This window comes from Peribacillus sp. TE19612, assembly GCF_056279465.1.
Window position 1 is genome coordinate 149,417 of sequence record NZ_JBWCCL010000008.1, and the last position, 16,304, is coordinate 165,720.

17 protein-coding genes are annotated in these 16,304 nt (G+C 42.7%); 8 read left to right on the forward strand and 9 right to left on the reverse strand.

Going from position 1 to position 16,304, the window contains the following annotated elements:
* Positions 1-5 precede the first annotated feature (5 nt).
* The 4 genes from ACZ9AO_RS15690 to ACZ9AO_RS15705 are packed head-to-tail and all read right to left on the reverse strand — an operon-like array spanning position 6 to position 4,645.
* Positions 6-1,487, reverse strand: a complete 1,482-nt coding sequence (locus tag ACZ9AO_RS15690) for a Na+/H+ antiporter subunit D (RefSeq protein WP_476109408.1) — start codon at positions 1,485-1,487, stop codon at positions 6-8.
* Complete coding sequence (locus ACZ9AO_RS15695) at positions 1,480-1,821, reverse strand: Na(+)/H(+) antiporter subunit C (protein ID WP_048687657.1); 342 nt, start codon at positions 1,819-1,821, stop codon at positions 1,480-1,482. The genes ACZ9AO_RS15690 and ACZ9AO_RS15695 overlap by 8 nt, the downstream gene beginning before the upstream one ends.
* On the reverse strand, positions 1,821-2,243 hold the full coding sequence (locus ACZ9AO_RS15700) for a Na(+)/H(+) antiporter subunit B (protein WP_476109409.1): 423 nt from the start codon (positions 2,241-2,243) through the stop codon (positions 1,821-1,823). Before ACZ9AO_RS15700 ends, ACZ9AO_RS15695 begins: the two co-directional genes overlap by 1 nt.
* A complete protein-coding gene (locus ACZ9AO_RS15705) occupies positions 2,240-4,645 on the reverse strand; it encodes a Na+/H+ antiporter subunit A (RefSeq protein WP_476109410.1) in 2,406 nt (801 codons plus the stop codon). The genes ACZ9AO_RS15700 and ACZ9AO_RS15705 overlap by 4 nt, the downstream gene beginning before the upstream one ends.
* Before the next feature lie 421 nt (positions 4,646-5,066).
* Between ACZ9AO_RS15705 and ACZ9AO_RS15710 the strand changes: the two genes are divergently transcribed.
* Positions 5,067-5,537: a DUF5366 family protein gene (locus tag ACZ9AO_RS15710; protein ID WP_476109411.1), complete on the forward strand. Its 471-nt coding sequence runs from the start codon at positions 5,067-5,069 to the stop codon at positions 5,535-5,537.
* A 515-nt stretch (positions 5,538-6,052) separates the two neighbouring features.
* Here the strand turns inward: ACZ9AO_RS15710 and ACZ9AO_RS15715 are convergent.
* A complete protein-coding gene (locus ACZ9AO_RS15715) occupies positions 6,053-7,912 on the reverse strand; it encodes a transglycosylase domain-containing protein (RefSeq protein ID WP_476109412.1) in 1,860 nt (619 codons plus the stop codon).
* A gap of 258 nt (positions 7,913-8,170) precedes the next feature.
* Here ACZ9AO_RS15715 and kapD point away from each other — a divergent pair, with 258 nt between their 5' ends.
* Positions 8,171-8,794, forward strand: a complete 624-nt coding sequence (gene kapD / locus ACZ9AO_RS15720) for a 3'-5' exonuclease KapD (RefSeq protein WP_034310264.1) — start codon at positions 8,171-8,173, stop codon at positions 8,792-8,794.
* Positions 8,795-8,831: 37 nt separating this feature from the next.
* Here the strand turns inward: kapD and kapB are convergent, their stop codons facing one another.
* Positions 8,832-9,218, reverse strand: a complete 387-nt coding sequence (gene kapB, locus ACZ9AO_RS15725) for a kinase-associated lipoprotein KapB (RefSeq protein ID WP_034310268.1) — start codon at positions 9,216-9,218, stop codon at positions 8,832-8,834.
* 178 nt (positions 9,219-9,396) lie between these two features.
* On the opposite strand from kapB, the gene ACZ9AO_RS15730 reads away from it, so the two are divergent.
* The 4 genes from ACZ9AO_RS15730 (at position 9,397) to ACZ9AO_RS15745 (ending at position 11,645) form a co-directional block, all read left to right on the forward strand.
* On the forward strand, positions 9,397-9,987 hold the full coding sequence (locus ACZ9AO_RS15730; RefSeq protein WP_476109413.1) for a peptidylprolyl isomerase: 591 nt from the start codon (positions 9,397-9,399) through the stop codon (positions 9,985-9,987).
* Positions 9,988-10,121: 134 nt separating this feature from the next.
* Entirely contained in the window at positions 10,122-10,346 is a 225-nt protein-coding gene (locus ACZ9AO_RS15735) for a hypothetical protein (RefSeq protein WP_034310272.1), read from the forward strand.
* A gap of 167 nt (positions 10,347-10,513) precedes the next feature.
* Positions 10,514-10,990 (forward strand): GNAT family N-acetyltransferase, encoded by a 477-nt coding sequence (locus ACZ9AO_RS15740; protein WP_476109467.1) that lies wholly within the window; start codon positions 10,514-10,516, stop codon positions 10,988-10,990.
* Between the two features lie 40 nt (positions 10,991-11,030).
* On the forward strand, positions 11,031-11,645 hold the full coding sequence (locus tag ACZ9AO_RS15745; protein WP_048687662.1) for a PH domain-containing protein: 615 nt from the start codon (positions 11,031-11,033) through the stop codon (positions 11,643-11,645).
* A gap of 40 nt (positions 11,646-11,685) precedes the next feature.
* Here ACZ9AO_RS15745 and ACZ9AO_RS15750 read toward each other — a convergent pair whose 3' ends face one another.
* Positions 11,686-12,543: a manganese catalase family protein gene (locus tag ACZ9AO_RS15750; RefSeq protein ID WP_476109414.1), complete on the reverse strand. Its 858-nt coding sequence runs from the start codon at positions 12,541-12,543 to the stop codon at positions 11,686-11,688.
* Between the two features lie 143 nt (positions 12,544-12,686).
* Here ACZ9AO_RS15750 and ACZ9AO_RS15755 point away from each other — a divergent pair, with 143 nt between their 5' ends.
* Complete coding sequence (locus ACZ9AO_RS15755) at positions 12,687-13,442, forward strand: TraR/DksA C4-type zinc finger protein (protein ID WP_406593128.1); 756 nt, start codon at positions 12,687-12,689, stop codon at positions 13,440-13,442.
* 39 nt (positions 13,443-13,481) lie between these two features.
* On the opposite strand, the gene ACZ9AO_RS15760 is transcribed toward ACZ9AO_RS15755, so the two are convergent.
* Positions 13,482-14,657, reverse strand: coding sequence for a MalY/PatB family protein (locus tag ACZ9AO_RS15760; RefSeq protein ID WP_476109415.1), 1,176 nt, complete (start codon positions 14,655-14,657; stop codon positions 13,482-13,484).
* A gap of 103 nt (positions 14,658-14,760) precedes the next feature.
* Between ACZ9AO_RS15760 and ACZ9AO_RS15765 the strand changes: the two genes are divergently transcribed.
* Entirely contained in the window at positions 14,761-15,021 is a 261-nt protein-coding gene (locus ACZ9AO_RS15765) for a DUF1871 family protein (RefSeq protein WP_048882924.1), read from the forward strand.
* Between the two features lie 190 nt (positions 15,022-15,211).
* Here ACZ9AO_RS15765 and ACZ9AO_RS15770 read toward each other — a convergent pair whose 3' ends face one another.
* On the reverse strand, positions 15,212-16,054 hold the full coding sequence (locus ACZ9AO_RS15770; RefSeq protein ID WP_063574779.1) for an alpha/beta fold hydrolase: 843 nt from the start codon (positions 16,052-16,054) through the stop codon (positions 15,212-15,214).
* Positions 16,055-16,304: the final 250 nt, after the last annotated feature.

Here is a 16,304-nt window from a genome sequence, read left to right on the forward strand (position 1 = left end):
AGGCACTACTCCTTTAAAACCGCTTTGTTATAGATTTCGGGATTCATTAATGAATCTACAGCTTGTGTAATGTATGGGTAAACCGATTCTGTCCCTATTCCGAATAAAACGGAAATGATGACGAGGAGGACTGCTGGAATCAACATTTTATTAACCTTTCCATTAGTTAAGGCATAATCAGCTTTTGGAGTTCCCCAAAAGCCATTCATGAATATTTTCATGACGGAATACAGGACCATCAAGCTTGAAATTAAGACAACGGCCATTCCCATGTATGCCCCTTTTTCTGCAGCTCCCTGAAGAATAAGGAGCTTGCCGGCAAAACCGCTGAACGGCGGGATTCCAGCCAATGATATGGCCGCTATGAAGAAGGTCCATGCAACAGCAGGGTATTGCTTGATCAAGCCGCCCATGTCCCGTAAATCATCCGATCCGCTGATTTTGATCATGATGCCAACCAGCAGGAAGAGTGCAGCCTTGATCAGCATGTCATGAATGATATATAGAATGGAACCCGATAAAGCCTGTTCATTCATGATGGAGATGCCGTATAGAATAACCCCGACGGCGATGATGATATTGTAAATGATGATTTTTTTTACATCCCAATAAGCTATCGCACCAATGACACCGATGATGATGGTCAAGATTGCAAGTATCGCAAGGAATGTATGTGTGAAATCCTGGTCATGATAAAACATCAGTGTATAGGTCCGGAAAATGGAATATATCCCGACCTTTGTCAGCAATGCCCCGAATAGAGCCATCACTGGAATGGGCGGAGCATAATAAGAACCAGGAAGCCATTGGAAAAGCGGGAAAATGGCTCCCTTCAAACCGAAGACGATCAGAAAGCCAATCGCTATCACCGAGATGATTCCATGCTGGTTGACTTCCGTTATCCTCTGGCTGATGTCCGCCATGTTCAATGTGCCTAGAACTGAATAAAGATACGCCACCATGATGACGAAAAAGGAAGAGGAAAGCACATTGACGATGATATACTTCAATGATTCCCTCAGCTGGATTTTCGTCCCTCCCAACACTAGCAGCACGTAGGAAGCCATCAGCATGACTTCGAAGAATACGAATAGATTGAAAAGATCCCCCGTTAGGAAGGCACCGTTTACCCCGATCAGCAAAAATTGGAATACAGGATAGTAATAATGTCTTTCCCGTTCTTCCCCTATGGAGTAAAACGAATAAAGCAGTATGGCAAATCCAATTATATTCGTGGTCAGTACGAGCAGCGAAGAAAGCATATCTGCGACGATCACGATTCCGAATGGCGCATCCCAGCTGCCGACGCCTAAAGTCAAGATCCCTTGAGTACGGACCGTAAACACTAGATAAAGGGAAATTGCAATTCCGATAAAAGAGGAAAAAAGCGATATCCCTCTTTGCAGCTTGATTTTTTTTGCAAAGAAAATGAGCAGGATGCCTGTGAAAAGCGGCCATAAAACAGGCATGAAAGTAAGATTATTCATTCGTTTCCGTACCTCTCATTTCTTCCATGTCATCCGTACCGAGTTCCTGGTAGGTCCGATAAGCAAGTACCAGCAGAAATGATGTGACTCCGAAACTGATGACGATCGCCGTCAAGATAAGCGCTTGCGGAAGCGGATCGACATAGGATGCAGCTTCATCACTCAGCAATGGAACGGAACCGCCTTTCAAACCGCCCATCGTCAAAATCAAAAGGTGGGCGCCGTGACTGAGCAGCCCAGTACCGATTATGATTCTTAAAATGCTTTTGGAAAGCATTAAATAGGTCGCACACATAAATAGTATTCCAATGACAAATGCCATTAAAAGTTCCATTATTCACTCTCCCCTATCGTTTGAATAATGGTCATCGTTACACCAACAACCACAAGATAAACACCCAGATCAAAAAGTACCGCGGTATGAAGCGAGATGTGCCCAAGAAGCGGTAAATCAACATATTGATAAACATGTGTCATGAGGGGCACCCCGAACACCAGCCCACTGGCCACGGTCAGGCTTGATATGAACAGGCCTGAACCGATCATTAACTTATAGTCAATCGGCAAAATGCCGGTGACGGTTTTAATGTCGAAAGCGAGCAACAGCAGGACTATGGCGGCTGAAGTCATTAAACCGCCGACAAACCCGCCGCCTGGCGAATAATGCCCGCCTAAAAAGATGGCTACCGCAAACAGCAAGATAACAAAGGCGGCGACTTTCGTAACCGTTTGGAGAATCAGGTCATTTTGCTTCATGATTTATCTTTCCCCCCTGTCAAACGCAATTTGATCATCGCGAATATTCCGAGCGCAGCGATGGAAAGGACAGTGATTTCAAACATCGTATCAAGTCCGCGGAAGTCAACGAGAATGACATTTACGACGTTTTTCCCGCCTGCTTCCTTATAAGCATTTTCAAGATAGTAACTGGATATGGAATCAAATAGTTTATTGCTATGTGCCGATAAGGCAATCAATGTGACGATGACTCCTACACCAATTGATATCATGGCATTATTCAACTTGAACGTCATCCGTTCTTCCTTTCTGCTTGCCATTAACGGAAGGTGGAAGAAACAGAGCAAAAACAGCGATACCGAAATCGTTTCGATGACTAGTTGAGTCAAGGCTAAATCCGGTGCCCGCAGCAAAACGAAAAATAGGGAAATCGTATAACCGACGGCTCCTAAGATGATAATGGAAGTTAAACGGGATCTTGAAAACAGAATGGCGACCGAGCCAATCACGATGATTCCGGCTAATACCAATTCATATATGCCGATCGGGGCAAAATTCCCTGCATCCAATTTAAATGCATCCTTCCAATAGAGCGTAAAGCCCAAGGAAAGAATGAAGAAAAGGAAGATTGAAAGCAGATATGTCCGAATCGAACCTGTCATTAATACTTTCATGACGAAGGAAGCTGAACGTTCGAGCCCTCTTACCCCGTCATCATACAAAGCATTCAGGGAGATGCGTTCAGGAATCCACTGAGTGACTTTCTGCCACTTCGGAAGCGTTTTATATAATAGAATTCCAAAAGCTATGATGCCGATGGTCATCCATACTTCAGGTTTGAATCCATGCCAGAAGGCGATATGGACTTGGAAATCCGGTCCCGCCAAGCTTGGCTGTATGCCGGCTACAGCAGGTTTAATGATGGATGAAGACAGCAAGTTTGGAAAAATACCGAAAACGATGACCAACGAAGCAAGGATGATAGGGGATATCAGCATCCCGACCGGTGCCTCGTGGGGCTTCTTTTCCAAAAGTTGTAACTGGAGTTTGCTAGTAAAGGGTTTGAGCACGACAATCATGCTATAATTAAAAGTGAATACACTGGCTACCCATGCAACCACAGGGAACAGGACCCCCCATGTCTCCATATTGAAGATATTCAATTCCAATACATTCACCATGCTGGCCAGGAACATTTCCTTGCTCAAAAAACCATTGAAGGGCGGAAGTCCAGCCATTGAAAAAGCACCTATCAAAGCGACGGTGAAAGTGATCGGCATCAACTGCATCAACCCGCCAAGCTTTCTGATATCACGCGTACCGGTTTCATGATCAATGATGCCTGCAACCATGAATAGGCTCCCTTTAAAGGTCGCATGATTAATCAAGTGGAATACTGCTGCAACCGTGGCTGCCAAGTATATATTTTCCCCCAATGTTTCATAGTGGAGTGCCGCAGCACCAAGTCCCAAAAGCGACATGATCAATCCAAGCTGACTGATGGTGGAAAAAGCGAGAATCCCCTTCAAATCAGTCTGCTTGATTGCAGAGAATGAGCCCCAGAACAGGGTGATCAATCCGGCGATCGAAACGAGCCAGAACCATAATCCTGATTCTGCAAAAACAGGGCTTAATCGGGCAACCAAATAAATGCCAGCCTTGACCATTGTGGCGGAATGAAGGTAAGCACTGACGGGAGTAGGGGCTTCCATCGCGTCAGGAAGCCAAATATGGAACGGGAACTGTGCGGATTTAGTGAACGCGCCAAGCAGCACAAGCAAAAGTGCAGGAACGAAGAGCGAGTGGTCCATAAGTTCCCCGCTTTGGGCAATCAATTCACGTATGCTGAATGTGTTCCCCATAATGGAAAGGAGAATGATGCCTCCAAGCATGCTTAAGCCTCCAAGCACAGTGATCAGCAGCGATTTCTGCGCCCCGTAACGTGAACGCTCCCTCTCATTCCAATATCCTATCAATAGAAAAGATGATAAACTCGTGAATTCCCAAAACGAATAAAGGACTATTAGATTATCGGAAAGGACGACACCAAGCATCGCCCCCATGAAAAGCAAAAGGAAGACGTAAAATTGGTTCAGCTTTTCTTTCTCCTTCGATAAATAGAAAATTGAATAAAGAACGACGAGTGAACCAATACCTGTAATGAGCAAGGCAAACAAAAGCCCTAGTCCATCGACATAGAAATCAACATCAATTCCGAGAGAAGGAATCCATGTTGCGCTTTCCATGATGATATCCCCTTGTTTGGTCAAGGAAATGAACCTTGAAAAATAGGTGAAAAGGAGAATCGGTAAAATCAATACAAACCATCCTGTGTGGATTTGTCGAAATAGTTTGTACAATATCGGTACAATAAGTGCTAATAGAAACGGTGATAATACCGCCCAATGAAGTAAAGACATAAACTCCCCCCTTTTTTTAAAAACGAAGTCAGTCGTCTTATTATGCTTTTTTCACGCAATCCTAGACGTTAGGAAATCTTCGTTGAATATGTATTTTTTTATCGAATGCTTGCCTCGCTTAAAAGTATAACGCAATTTATGTGGGTTTGCATGGCTTTAAAAACGGTGAAGGCCAACTTGAATGATGTTTTATATATAGGTAGAAAAGGAGGGGGAACCGCCCTGAAAAATTTATTAAAAAAAGTTTTTCAACGGTGAATGAGTAGAGTATCCATTGTGAAATCGTGGATTATCTTGCATAATATAGGATAAAAGACACATTGATGGAGAAATCATGAAAAACACCTATTTATTTAGCTATTTACCAATTATTTCTATCCTATTATTCAGCCTCTCCTTTGCCATTTATGGGGAAATGCAAATGCTTAAGTTATTTGGAAATTTGGGAATCTACCAAGGGATGCTGGAATTCTTTTCTGAAGCCGGCATCAAGCTGGCGCTGCTGATCGTATTGCTCCTTTTATTCTTCATGGTTTTTGCTGCATTGAAGCTGATCTCCGATACGATATTGGAGCTGTCTTTATTATTCTTTTCCAAGGATTCGGAGGGTAAAGCCCTGAACAGTGTAAGAAAGGGGTCTGTCATTTATATGATTGGCGGTGCCTGTTCATTGTTCAGCGTTCAATTCATCTTCGGGCTTGGGTCGATCTTTATCGCGACGAATGTCGTGGCTTTAATTTATTTTGTCAATAAGTTGAGCCCGAGCCTGAATTTGTCGAGGCTAGTGGGATTGGTCTTCTTTCCAATCTTCGTTTGGATGGCACTGATTTCAATAGTCGCTTATGCGGGATTGAAGCTCTATAACAGCGTCATTGCAAGTCTTCCCATATAGCGAAAAAGAAGGTGCCATTGCGGCACCTTACAGAATGTAGACAATAATGAGTTGCGTACAGTTTTTTTTGAGGAAATGTAAGAAGGTTGATTTCCACTCCAGGCACTCGCTTTCCGCGGGCGGTCCGCCCTCGGCGCCAGCGCCTGCGGGGTCTCCCTTTGACGCGCTTTTCCCGCAGGAGTCTCGAACACCCGCTCCAATCAACTTTGTTTTAACATTTAGATGGAACTTCTTTTGTCGACAACAGGAAGGTGCCATCAGACTGTAGACAAACTCGATAATATCAAAGCAAGTGGCTAGCATTGTCTTGGCTAGCTGGTTATTCGCCAGGAGTGTCACGAATTTTTTCAATCCATTGAGGTTTCATCCCCTGTAAAACAAATCATGGAGTAGACCAAGTCTTGTTTTAAAATCATGGTAATAATTCCATGATCAAATCGTGTCAGGGATTGAGACCATTCCGAACCTCATTTTATTGACAAACTAAGAAGGTGCCATTGCGGCACCTTCTTTTTTCACTCGGCAGTCTGGCTGATATCTTTCCAAATCAATAGATGGGGTGAATGTGAATAAATGGATTGTAGATTGGATGGCTTGTCCCTTCCAATCCAAACCCCTGTTGTATAGTGTGCTGTCAGACCGACAAACCACATGTCTTTGACATCATTGGTCGTACCGGTTTTACCGCCGACATAATCTGTAGGAATGTAGGCTTTGCGTGCTGTTCCGGATAGGGTTGTTTCATGGAGCATCTGCCGCATCTTGGCTACGGTGCGTTTGTTCCATATCTCCTTGGAGCGGTCTTTCCATTTATAAAGGACTTTACCTTCTTGGTCGGTGACTTTTGTAATGGCACGCGCTGGCTGATAGTTTCCGTCATGGAAGGAAGTATAGGCATTTGTGAGTTCAAGGGGACTCATGCCATATTCGAATCCGCCTATGGCCGAACTCGTATGGTGGTCTTTTTTGCTCACCTTTTTAAAGTCGAAAGCATCCAGGTACTTGAAACTCGTTTCCATCCCCGTCTTTTCAAAGAGTCTTATGGCGGGTGTGTTATAGGACTGAGCGAAGGCAGTTCTAAGTGTGACCATCCCATAGCTGTCGCCGCTATAATTCTTTGGACAATAGCTATTGCTGCAATAGCTTGCTCCGCTTACGAGCTGATTGATGTCAGCATTCGTTTCTTCTAAATAGGGAGCATAATCGAGAAGCGGCTTAATCGCTGACCCTGGCTGCCTATAGCTTTGGTATGCCCGGTTGAAAGAATTTTTTTTATAATCTTTTCCCCCAATCAAAGAGACAAGCTCGTGCGTATGATGCTGTATAACCACTAAAGCTCCCTCGATATCATTGACACCGATTTTTGATTGTACAGCAGTCTTTGATTGTGTTTGCAGTTTAGTATCGAGTGCGGTATGGATGGTTACACCGGAATTCAAAAGCTTTTTGACCTTTTTATCCAACTCGGCTTCCGCGTTCTTACGTATTGCGACATCAGTGCTTTGCAGAGATTTGTCGAGACCCTCGGAAGATGCCACCAGGTTTTTCAATTCCTGATGAACATATGTCACGTAATCGGGATATAAGTCGACCGGGGTGGACAAGTCTAATTTAATCGTACTTTTGATAAGCTTTTCGTACTCGGCCTGTTCTAAAGCACCATTGGCAACCATTTGTTCCAGCATTCTCTCCTGACGCTTTTTCGTCACATCGAAATGTTCAAGGGGATTATAGTATTCCGGATTATTAGGGATTGCGGCAAGGAAGGCAAGTTCCGCTTTGGTTAACTCTCCAGTCGGTTTACTGAAATAATATTGGGAAGCAGCTTCGATTCCATAAGCTCCATTACTGAAATAGATGGCATTCAAATACAGCTCCATGATTTCCGGTTTTGATTTTTTTCGCTCTATCTGATAGGCATAAATGATTTCGCTGAGTTTTCGGTTATATGTCCTATCATGTGATAGATAAACATTCCTGGCCAGTTGCTGGGTAATGGTACTGCCGCCTTGTTCGATTGTTTTATTTTGTGAATTGATAAAAAGCGCCCTGCTTATGCCGGATAGGTCGATTCCTGCATGATCATAAAATTTCTGGTCCTCTGTAACGATGAACAGATTTTCCAGGAAAAGGGGGATGTCTTCAAGTTTTAAGTAAGTCCGTTTCTCACCAGTGGAAATTTCACTGATGACCTTTCCATTTGCGGCCTTCATGTAACTATTCTGAGCCAGTTCTATCGATTCAACAGGAATCCGCTCGTCGAGTACATGATAGGGAGATTGCGCTAAGGACCACTCCTGATGGGAAAGGAAAATGAAAAGGATCAATACGGGAACTAAGAGGGAAATCGTGATATAGCCAAGATACGTGCGCATAGTTCAACTTCCTAATTAATATATTTTTAGTATGTCCTTGGAATGAAGGAATGAAAAAATGGTACTTTTGGTTCATTCATCCATCATAATCCAAAAAAGGTAGACAATAAAGAGTTTTGGGTAAATTAAGTATGACGGCGAGTGCGGTATCCGAATGGCAAAGAAATAACTTTCTAAATCTTCTGTTATAATAATCTCGTGAGAAAAAACCATGTTTGTTTATATGTTGATGTCAGGAATATGAAGGGGGTCATAAAAATGGAGGAACAACAGCAATATGTATTCATAGATTTTGAATTTACGATGCCGGAAGGAAAAGCCAATCCAACGGGGTTTTATCCGGAAATCATTGAGGTTGGTTTAGTCACCGTCATTAATGAGACCATTGAGGAACAATTCTCATCTTTTGTTAACCCATTGAAATTTCCAGTTTTAACGGGAAGATGCAAGAAGTTCTTGAACATTACCCAGGATCAGGTGGACCGGGGGATTTCATTTGAAGAGCTGGTTGCGTTATTGAAGAAAATAGATGAACAGCACCCGACGACGATTGTTACTTGGGGAAATATGGACATGAAGGTGCTTCGCCAGAATTGTCAGAAGGCAGGATTGGATTTCCCTTTTTCAGGTAAGGAAAATGATCTATGCCTGGAGTATAAACGCTTTTTCGGGGATCAAAATCAAACCGGACTTTGGAAAGCTGTACAGGCCTATGGCAAAGAAGGGACAGGCAAGCATCATAGGGCGCTCGATGATGCGATTACGACATATAATATCTTTAAGTTAGTTGAGAAAGATAAAAGTTATATGAAAAATCATGAACCGACGACAATTGGCGACCGCATTGATTTATCAAAGGTATTGAATCATTTAGCGTTATAAAAGCCAAATCATATACTACTGATTTGGCTTTTAAGCTTTATTTGAAATAATCCGCCGCTAGATCTTCAAGCAACTGTAAGCTTTTATCATTCCACTCTGTTTGGGCTTCGCTTAAAGTGCCTTTCATTTTATCAACAGCTTCTCTTAAGGATTCCTTATACTCCGGAATCTCCTCATCGAAAGTCCTTACCATATTTTTTGGTACATTGGTTTGTTCCCGGAATGCAAGAGCACGCCGCTGATGGAACATGGACACTTCCGTTTGCTTCGGGTTATGAAGATCTCCTTGCATGGGGTGCTTCAAAACAGCCAACACTTTAACAAGATATGCAGCAGGTCTGATATCGGTGACTTCCCCGATGTATTTTCCAGTTTTATATATGGCGGTAACCTTATCGCCGATTTTAAAATCCTGTTCTGACATTTCCCTACCACCTTTCTTTTAACTTCCTTCATGATACATAAGAACAACGATTTTTTACAGCGAATTTGTTCAATTTCGTAAAGATGCTTTTTTTATGAAAATCGTGTAAAGTGTACAAATGAAGATGGAAAATGGTGTTTCATGCCATTTTATTTTAAAAAGAAAGAGGTTATGTACAATGACAAACTTTCCGCAATTAACAAGTGAAGTTTTGGAAAATGAAAAAGCGGTCATCATGCAAACGACGATGGGCGATATTAAAATTAAACTATTCCCTGAACTGGCTCCAAAGACAGTGGAGAATTTCTTGACACATGCTGAAAACGGTTATTACGAAGGAATCATCTTCCACCGTGTCATCAAGGATTTCATGCTTCAAGGCGGAGATCCGACAGGGACTGGAATGGGTGGAGAAAGTATTTGGGGAGCTCCATTTGAGGACGAGTTCTCCATGCAATTATTCAATTTGCGCGGAGCTCTTTCCATGGCTAATGCAGGCCCGGGAACAAACGGCAGCCAATTCTTCGTCGTACAAGCCCAGCACGTGGACAGCAGGATGGGTGAGCAAATGAAGCAAGCCGGTTATCCGGAAGAAATCATCAGTGCTTATATGAAACAAGGAGGCACACCATGGCTGGATCATAAACACTCTGTTTTTGGACAAGTGGTCGAAGGCATGGACGTTGTTGATACGATTGCTAACGTAGAGACAGTTGCGGGAGACAAGCCAGCAGTGGACGTTGTCATTAAAGGGATCACCATTTTATAAATAAAAGATAAGCGAGGGGCTCAGTGCCTCTCGTTTTTTTATGTTTTAGTGGATTAGGCCCACTAGTGGATTGTTCTGGTAATTGATATAATGAGAGAATGCAGTTTAATTCCCTATCAGGAAGGATGTAACGGATGGACTTTCTCAATCATGCTTTACTAGGTTTGTTTCTTTACTTTCCGGAAGACAAGACTGAATATATCTCGGCTGGTATAACTTGCTTCATTTTTTTAGTGGCGGCCGTTTTTACGATGAGGGCAATTATAAGATATTCAAAGAAGGAAGAATTGAAAACGAAGCAATTCGAAGATGAGGTCACCAGAAGGAACCAGCGTATAAAGGATGATACCATTTCCTGATCCCGGAAGATGCCTGCATCGCGAGCCCCGTTTTTTGATATTGATTATCTGAATATGAATGGTATTATGTTTTGTTAGAAGGTCGTAAAGAATTAAATGTTCCCTTCTTAGCATAAGCATTTTATACTATAAGCATAGAGATAGAAACTTTGGGGGCGTAATTGGTTATGCAAATCGTAGCTAAAAGAATGATTGCGGCAGATACGGTCAAGGACTTTTTCATTCAGCACTGGGAGACGACTCAAGTCGTTTTTTCAAGAGGCTTGTTTCATTATGCGGAACTTGAGGGTTTTGGGGTGATGGACGAGAATGGAAAAATCATGGGATTGGGAACATACAAATTATCCGACCATGTATGTCAGATCATCTCTTTGAACAGTGAGCATGAGAATCAAGGTGTGGGCTCATCATTGCTTTATGTGATGGAAAATATCGCTAAGGAAAAAAATTGCCATACTATTAAAGCGATTACAACGAACGATAATCTACAGGCGTTGAAGTTTTTTCAAAAGCGTGGTTATGTCATTTCGGAAATCGTTAAAAATGCCGTGGAAGAATCACGGAAAATCAAGCCGGAAATACCATTTTACAGTTTTGATGGAATTCCGATCCGAGACGAGATCATACTGGAGAAATGCTTATAATAAGGTGAAATTCACCTGGATACTGATAGGGGGAATGGTTATGTTTAAGAAAATGGCGGCTGATGCCCTAGGTCTTAGTGATATTGGAAGTGTGATTAGTCCTGCAGATTATGACAAGGTGGATGCAGATGATTATATCATGCATGAAGATGGGGAAAAAATTTATTTCCTGATTAAATCGAAAACCGATGAGTACTGTTTCACCAATCAAGCGTTCATACATTTGGACGGCACAAGTGCGATTAGCAAAAAGCGAACACTTACAAGATATAGCTACAGCCAGTATACGATTTCCAATGCCACGCTTGAAACCGCAGGGACAGTGGATTTGGATGCAGAAATTAAATTCTCGATCGGTGCAAAGACTTTCTCCATTGATGTCCATAAGAAATTCATTGAAGAATTAAAGGACTTGTTCAAATCACTCGTGAAAATATCGGAAATTTGCCATGAGAATGAATTTGCCCTTCAATATGCCCAGCAAAGCGTAAACCTTGCTTCTTCCACTTTGAACCAGGTTCGCACTGATGGAAGCCAAATGGCTGCAAGCTTCAAGGAAATTAATTCGGCCGCTTTCGAATGGTTGATGGACAGCCGGAAAAAGTACCATGTGAAAGATTTTGGCTTTGTTTTTGAGAAATATATCAATAATTAAAAAAGAAGGCGAACACAAAATGTTGTGTTCGCCTTCTTTTTTAATTATTCAAATCACTCAATCCCGGGCTATGTTCATTTGGCATATCCGGCATTTCAGGCACAGGGAATCCTTTTGGCGGCTCGGTAACAGCAAGGTTTCCGCCATTTCGGCTCGGTGTCTCCCCTTGGAAAATCTCGCCGATCCGTGTTTGATCCATCCTGAAATTGAATTGGGCATTATGGTAACCTAAATCCACATATTTGCGGCATTCAGGATATTTGTTCAAATCATAATTAGGTACAGGGAAGATTTTCCCCCAGTCGACGCCAAGCGTTTCTAATGCCTTGGCAAATGCATTTTGGTGGGCATTGTCGCGAACCATTAAAAATGCCAGTGTTTCGCGCATTGATTTATTGGAACTCATTTCATAAATTCTGGACTTTTGCAGGACTCCCGTAGATTCAAGCATGACATTGTTCAAAAGGTTGGCCACAAGATTACCGTGATCATAAACCCATGATCCGTTCCATGGATTGCCGCCAGCATCGACGGGCAGGGATGCTTTCGCACCGACGATGAAATGGTGGGGGTTTGCACCGCCTTTGATGACTTCATCCAATGGGGCGCCATCGATACCGGAATCTCCAGGCATATCTCCGCCAGCACCATTCAGCAGCTGATTGATGGTAGATTGGACAAGTTCAACGTGGCTCAGTTCCTCCAAGAAAACTCCGCGAATTAAATCACGATATTGTTTAGCCTTGCCGCGAAAGTTGGCGCTTTGGAAAGAATATTGCATCATCGTCCGCATTTCACCGAATTGCCCTCCAAGCGTTTCCTGGAGCACTTTTGCAGCATTTGGATCAGGCTTATCGGGAACGATCATATTGATTAAGTCTTCTTTATAGAAGTACAAATGGAAGCCCTCCTTAAAATTAATATTTCTAAGTTAGCTTCTATTATCTGAATTAATTTATTCCTAAGGTAAAAAGTACCTTTATGGAATGACGGGAAGAGAGAAATACTAGAGGGAAGAACGATTTTGAAAGGATGTTGCACATGCTATCCAATCAGCAGCTAAAAGAATTTCAACAGCAATTGCAGCAAACGAAGCAAGAGTTGGAAGAACGATTAAATGATTCAGGCAACCACGATTTAAGAAGAAGCATGGAGGATTCGACTGGTGAGTTATCGAGTTACGATAATCATCCCGGAGATGAAGGAACCGAGTTATATGAACGGGAAAAGGATTTGGCCCTTACCGAGCATGATCGGGATGAAATAAGGGATATTGAACGAGCGCTTTCTGCCATCGAGGCAGGTGAGTATGGCAAATGCGAGGTTTGTTCAAAGGAAATACCTCTTGAACGTTTGAAAGCAATCCCTACAACGACTTATTGTGTCGAGCATACCCCCTCACAGGAAACTTCGGACAATCGGCCGGTGGAAGAGGAAGTGCTCGGACCCCCATTTGGGAGGTTTGATTATGATGACCGGCATGAATCGGTTGCCTACGATGCGGAAGATTCTTGGCAGGATGTTGCCAGTTATGGAACATCTGAATCGCCTTCCGATTTCGTAAATCCGCCAAATGATTACGAAGATATGTATGTCGAGTCCGAAGAAAATGTCGGCTATGTCGAAAATTATGAAAATTTCGTTGGTGTGGATATGTACGGGAAAGAGGTAACGGTTTATCCAAACTCCCAATATGAAGAATTGAAGGAAGAACTTTTTGAAGAAAATATTCAAACCCCGTTTGGGGATTTGCCCCGATATGAGCATGATCCTTATGTGGATGAAGAAAAAGATTAAAATGAAGAACCAGGATTCTAAGCCTGGTTCTTTTTTTATTTAAGAAAAAGCCAATTTCAACCGGTTTAGCCCATCCATCAGGACGCTGCGTGAACAACCGAGATTCATTCGGACGAAACCTTCTCCGCCAGGTCCGTATTTAGAGCCAGGCTCCAATGCGAGCTTCCCTTGATGGATCAGTCGATCCTTTATTTCCTTGTCGTTCAATCCAAGGTCACGGCAGTCAATCCATAAAAGGTAAGAGGCTTCCGGATGCATGACATGCAGTGAAGGAATTTCGGCTGCAATGAATTCCTCTGCCACTTTTATATTCTCCTCAATGTAGCCTATCATGTCTTCAAGCCATTCCAAGCCCTCCCGATACGCGGCTTCCATTGCTGTTAAGGCAAAGATGTTAAGACCATGGAAGGCCAGTTTCGTTTGCGCCATTTGCAGTTGCTTCTGCAATCCTTCATTACTGGTGATCAGGAATGAGGCCTGAAGGCCGGCAATATTGAATGTTTTGCTTGGCGCCATCAATGTAACGGTCCTATCCGCTAATTTTTCTGAAAGCGAGCCGATCGGATAATGCTTGGATGTTGTATGGAATAAGTCAGCATGTATCTCATCACTGACGATGACTACATCATATTTTTCACATAGCTCCCCGATCCGTAGGAGTTCGTCCTTTGTCCAAACGCGTCCGCCAGGGTTATGCGGACTGCAAAAAAGGAATAGTTTCACTCCGCTTTTCAGCTTGTCCTCAAAATCGTTGAAATCAATCTCGAAGCGGTCCTTTTCTATGATAAGGGGACTATTGACCACTTCCCGGTCATTATTTTTGATCATATCAAAAAATGGGGTATAAACGGGAGATTGTAACAGTATTTTATCGCCCGGGTTCGTGAATGCCTGGATCGTTGTACCGATTGCGGAAACGACGCCGGAGCTGAATGAAATCCACTTCTTATCGATTTGCCAGGAGTGCCGGTCTTTAAGCCAGCTTTGAATTTCAGTGAAGACCGTTTCAGAAGGGACGGTATAGCCGAAAATCGGATGATTCAAGCGTTCCATCAATGCCTTTTGAATGCCCTCAGGAGATGGGAAGTCCATATCGGCAACCCACATTGGCAGAACATCCTCGCGCCCATATAAGGATGTGAGGGAGTTTTTATCCCATTTTGCAGACCCTGAATCTTCCCTGTTGATTTGTTCTTCAAAAATTGATTTGTTCAAAATATCCACCACCGAATAAAAATTTGTCGTCTTCGCGAAAAGCCTGTTGTTATGATACTATGATATCATGTTCTTTGAAAATATTGAGCAGGTGATAAATTAGATGGATACACAGCAAATGAATTTAGCGTTGGTTGCCGTTTTACAAGAATGGGACCCTTTCAAGATAGGTTGGGATCTATATGAACCGGAAATTGCAGATACGGTCGTAGCAATCCGGGATATAGATGACCCGAAGGAACTGGCGGAAAAAATAAAATCCATTTACGAGTTCGCATTCGATGAGTCCATTCAGATGGAAAAGTGCCTGGACGTTGCACGAAAGCTGCTCATCATAAAAAATGATGCCAGCTGTTCGATATAAAGTTGAAAAAGGTGTACCCGGAAATCAGGGGCACCTTTTTTACGTAGTTTTTTGCTCTATACTCATAGTTTGTTCAGTTAACTGATGGTTTGTAGTTTACTCGTGAGATTCGGCGATTTACTCGCGAGTCTCGGTTATTTACTCGTGAATAGTGCTTTTACTCGCGAATTACAGCGATTTACTCGTGAGTTTACGTTGGGGTGGCTACTCCAATAAACCCCTTAATTAGCTGATACACTTCTTCAGGTTTCTCCTCTGGAAGAAGGTGCCCGGAATCCTCAATGACAACAAGCTCGGAATTAGGCAGGTCTTCATGGAGCCTTTCGCCGATACTCAATGGCACCACTCGATCATGTCTTCCCCAAATAAGCAGGCATGGTGTATGAATATCACTAAGGTCCTCCTTCAGCAAATCGATTTCCTTATCTCGAAGCATTCTTCCCAATGCCCGGAAAATATCATGCTTCTTTATGAATGGCCCTAGATATCCCTGCCGCATTTCATCGTCAATCATCGCCGGGTCATGGACGACATTTTTCAAGTTCTTTTCGATACCTGATTTTTGCAGATACCGTTTTATCCCGTATGAAAAGAAAGGCAGGTAACTCACCATCTTCATTTTTTCCGAATAGCCGGGCTGATAGCCTGAGCCGGCAAGTAGAATGGCATGGTCGACAAGATCAGGATATGACTTGATGAGTTGCAGGGAAATCTGCCCGCCCATGGAATGGCCGATGATACTGAATTTCCTGATTCCTTTTCCCTCCAGGAACATAACGACGGATTTAGCGATGTTTCGGAATGAATATGTATATCGATAATCTTTTCCGCTTTGCCCGAATGGCGGGAGGTCTATGGAGATCACATTGTATTCCTTGATTAAATGGGGGACTAATTTACGGAAACTGAAGCTCGATGACAAAAATCCGTGAAGCAGGACAAGGGTGGGGAGAGAATCATCGATTCGGTCATATTCAAAATAGATTTCGATATTACCTACCCGTTCGAGACCTTTGATTGTATGACTTTCCATATAAGCTCCTCCTCCGTTATTGTTCCATGATAAAAACCCATGTTACCCTGAATATTCCAAAAAAGGTCCTATAATACTGTTGCATAACAGTAATTGTAATAATAACGATGAAAAAACACAATTACTATAACAGGTCACCAGCCAATTTTGATATAATAGTGTAAGTTTATCCTGACAGCATAGGACTTATTAAATTATATTGTCATATAGGATTTTTAAAAAGTCTAATAAGGTAATTCGTGAGACTATC

What these genes read in the sequence shown, in the direction of transcription:
- ACZ9AO_RS15690 (WP_476109408.1), bottom strand. Translation starts at nt 1,487, where the DNA reads ATGAATAATCTTACTTTCATGCCTGTTTTATGGCCGCTTTTCACAGGC.
- ACZ9AO_RS15695 (WP_048687657.1), bottom strand. Translation starts at nt 1,821, where the DNA reads ATGGAACTTTTAATGGCATTTGTCATTGGAATACTATTTATGTGTGCG.
- ACZ9AO_RS15700 (WP_476109409.1), bottom strand. Translation starts at nt 2,243, where the DNA reads ATGAAGCAAAATGACCTGATTCTCCAAACGGTTACGAAAGTCGCCGCC.
- ACZ9AO_RS15705 (WP_476109410.1), bottom strand. Translation starts at nt 4,645, where the DNA reads ATGTCTTTACTTCATTGGGCGGTATTATCACCGTTTCTATTAGCACTT.
- ACZ9AO_RS15710 (WP_476109411.1), top strand. Translation starts at nt 5,067, where the DNA reads ATGCTTAAGTTATTTGGAAATTTGGGAATCTACCAAGGGATGCTGGAA.
- ACZ9AO_RS15715 (WP_476109412.1), bottom strand. Translation starts at nt 7,912, where the DNA reads ATGCGCACGTATCTTGGCTATATCACGATTTCCCTCTTAGTTCCCGTA.
- kapD (WP_034310264.1), top strand. Translation starts at nt 8,171, where the DNA reads ATGGAGGAACAACAGCAATATGTATTCATAGATTTTGAATTTACGATG.
- kapB (WP_034310268.1), bottom strand. Translation starts at nt 9,218, where the DNA reads ATGTCAGAACAGGATTTTAAAATCGGCGATAAGGTTACCGCCATATAT.
- ACZ9AO_RS15730 (WP_476109413.1), top strand. Translation starts at nt 9,397, where the DNA reads ATGACAAACTTTCCGCAATTAACAAGTGAAGTTTTGGAAAATGAAAAA.
- ACZ9AO_RS15735 (WP_034310272.1), top strand. Translation starts at nt 10,122, where the DNA reads ATGGACTTTCTCAATCATGCTTTACTAGGTTTGTTTCTTTACTTTCCG.
- ACZ9AO_RS15740 (WP_476109467.1), top strand. Translation starts at nt 10,514, where the DNA reads ATGCAAATCGTAGCTAAAAGAATGATTGCGGCAGATACGGTCAAGGAC.
- ACZ9AO_RS15745 (WP_048687662.1), top strand. Translation starts at nt 11,031, where the DNA reads ATGTTTAAGAAAATGGCGGCTGATGCCCTAGGTCTTAGTGATATTGGA.
- ACZ9AO_RS15755 (WP_406593128.1), top strand. Translation starts at nt 12,687, where the DNA reads ATGCTATCCAATCAGCAGCTAAAAGAATTTCAACAGCAATTGCAGCAA.
- ACZ9AO_RS15765 (WP_048882924.1), top strand. Translation starts at nt 14,761, where the DNA reads ATGGATACACAGCAAATGAATTTAGCGTTGGTTGCCGTTTTACAAGAA.
- ACZ9AO_RS15770 (WP_063574779.1), bottom strand. Translation starts at nt 16,054, where the DNA reads ATGGAAAGTCATACAATCAAAGGTCTCGAACGGGTAGGTAATATCGAA.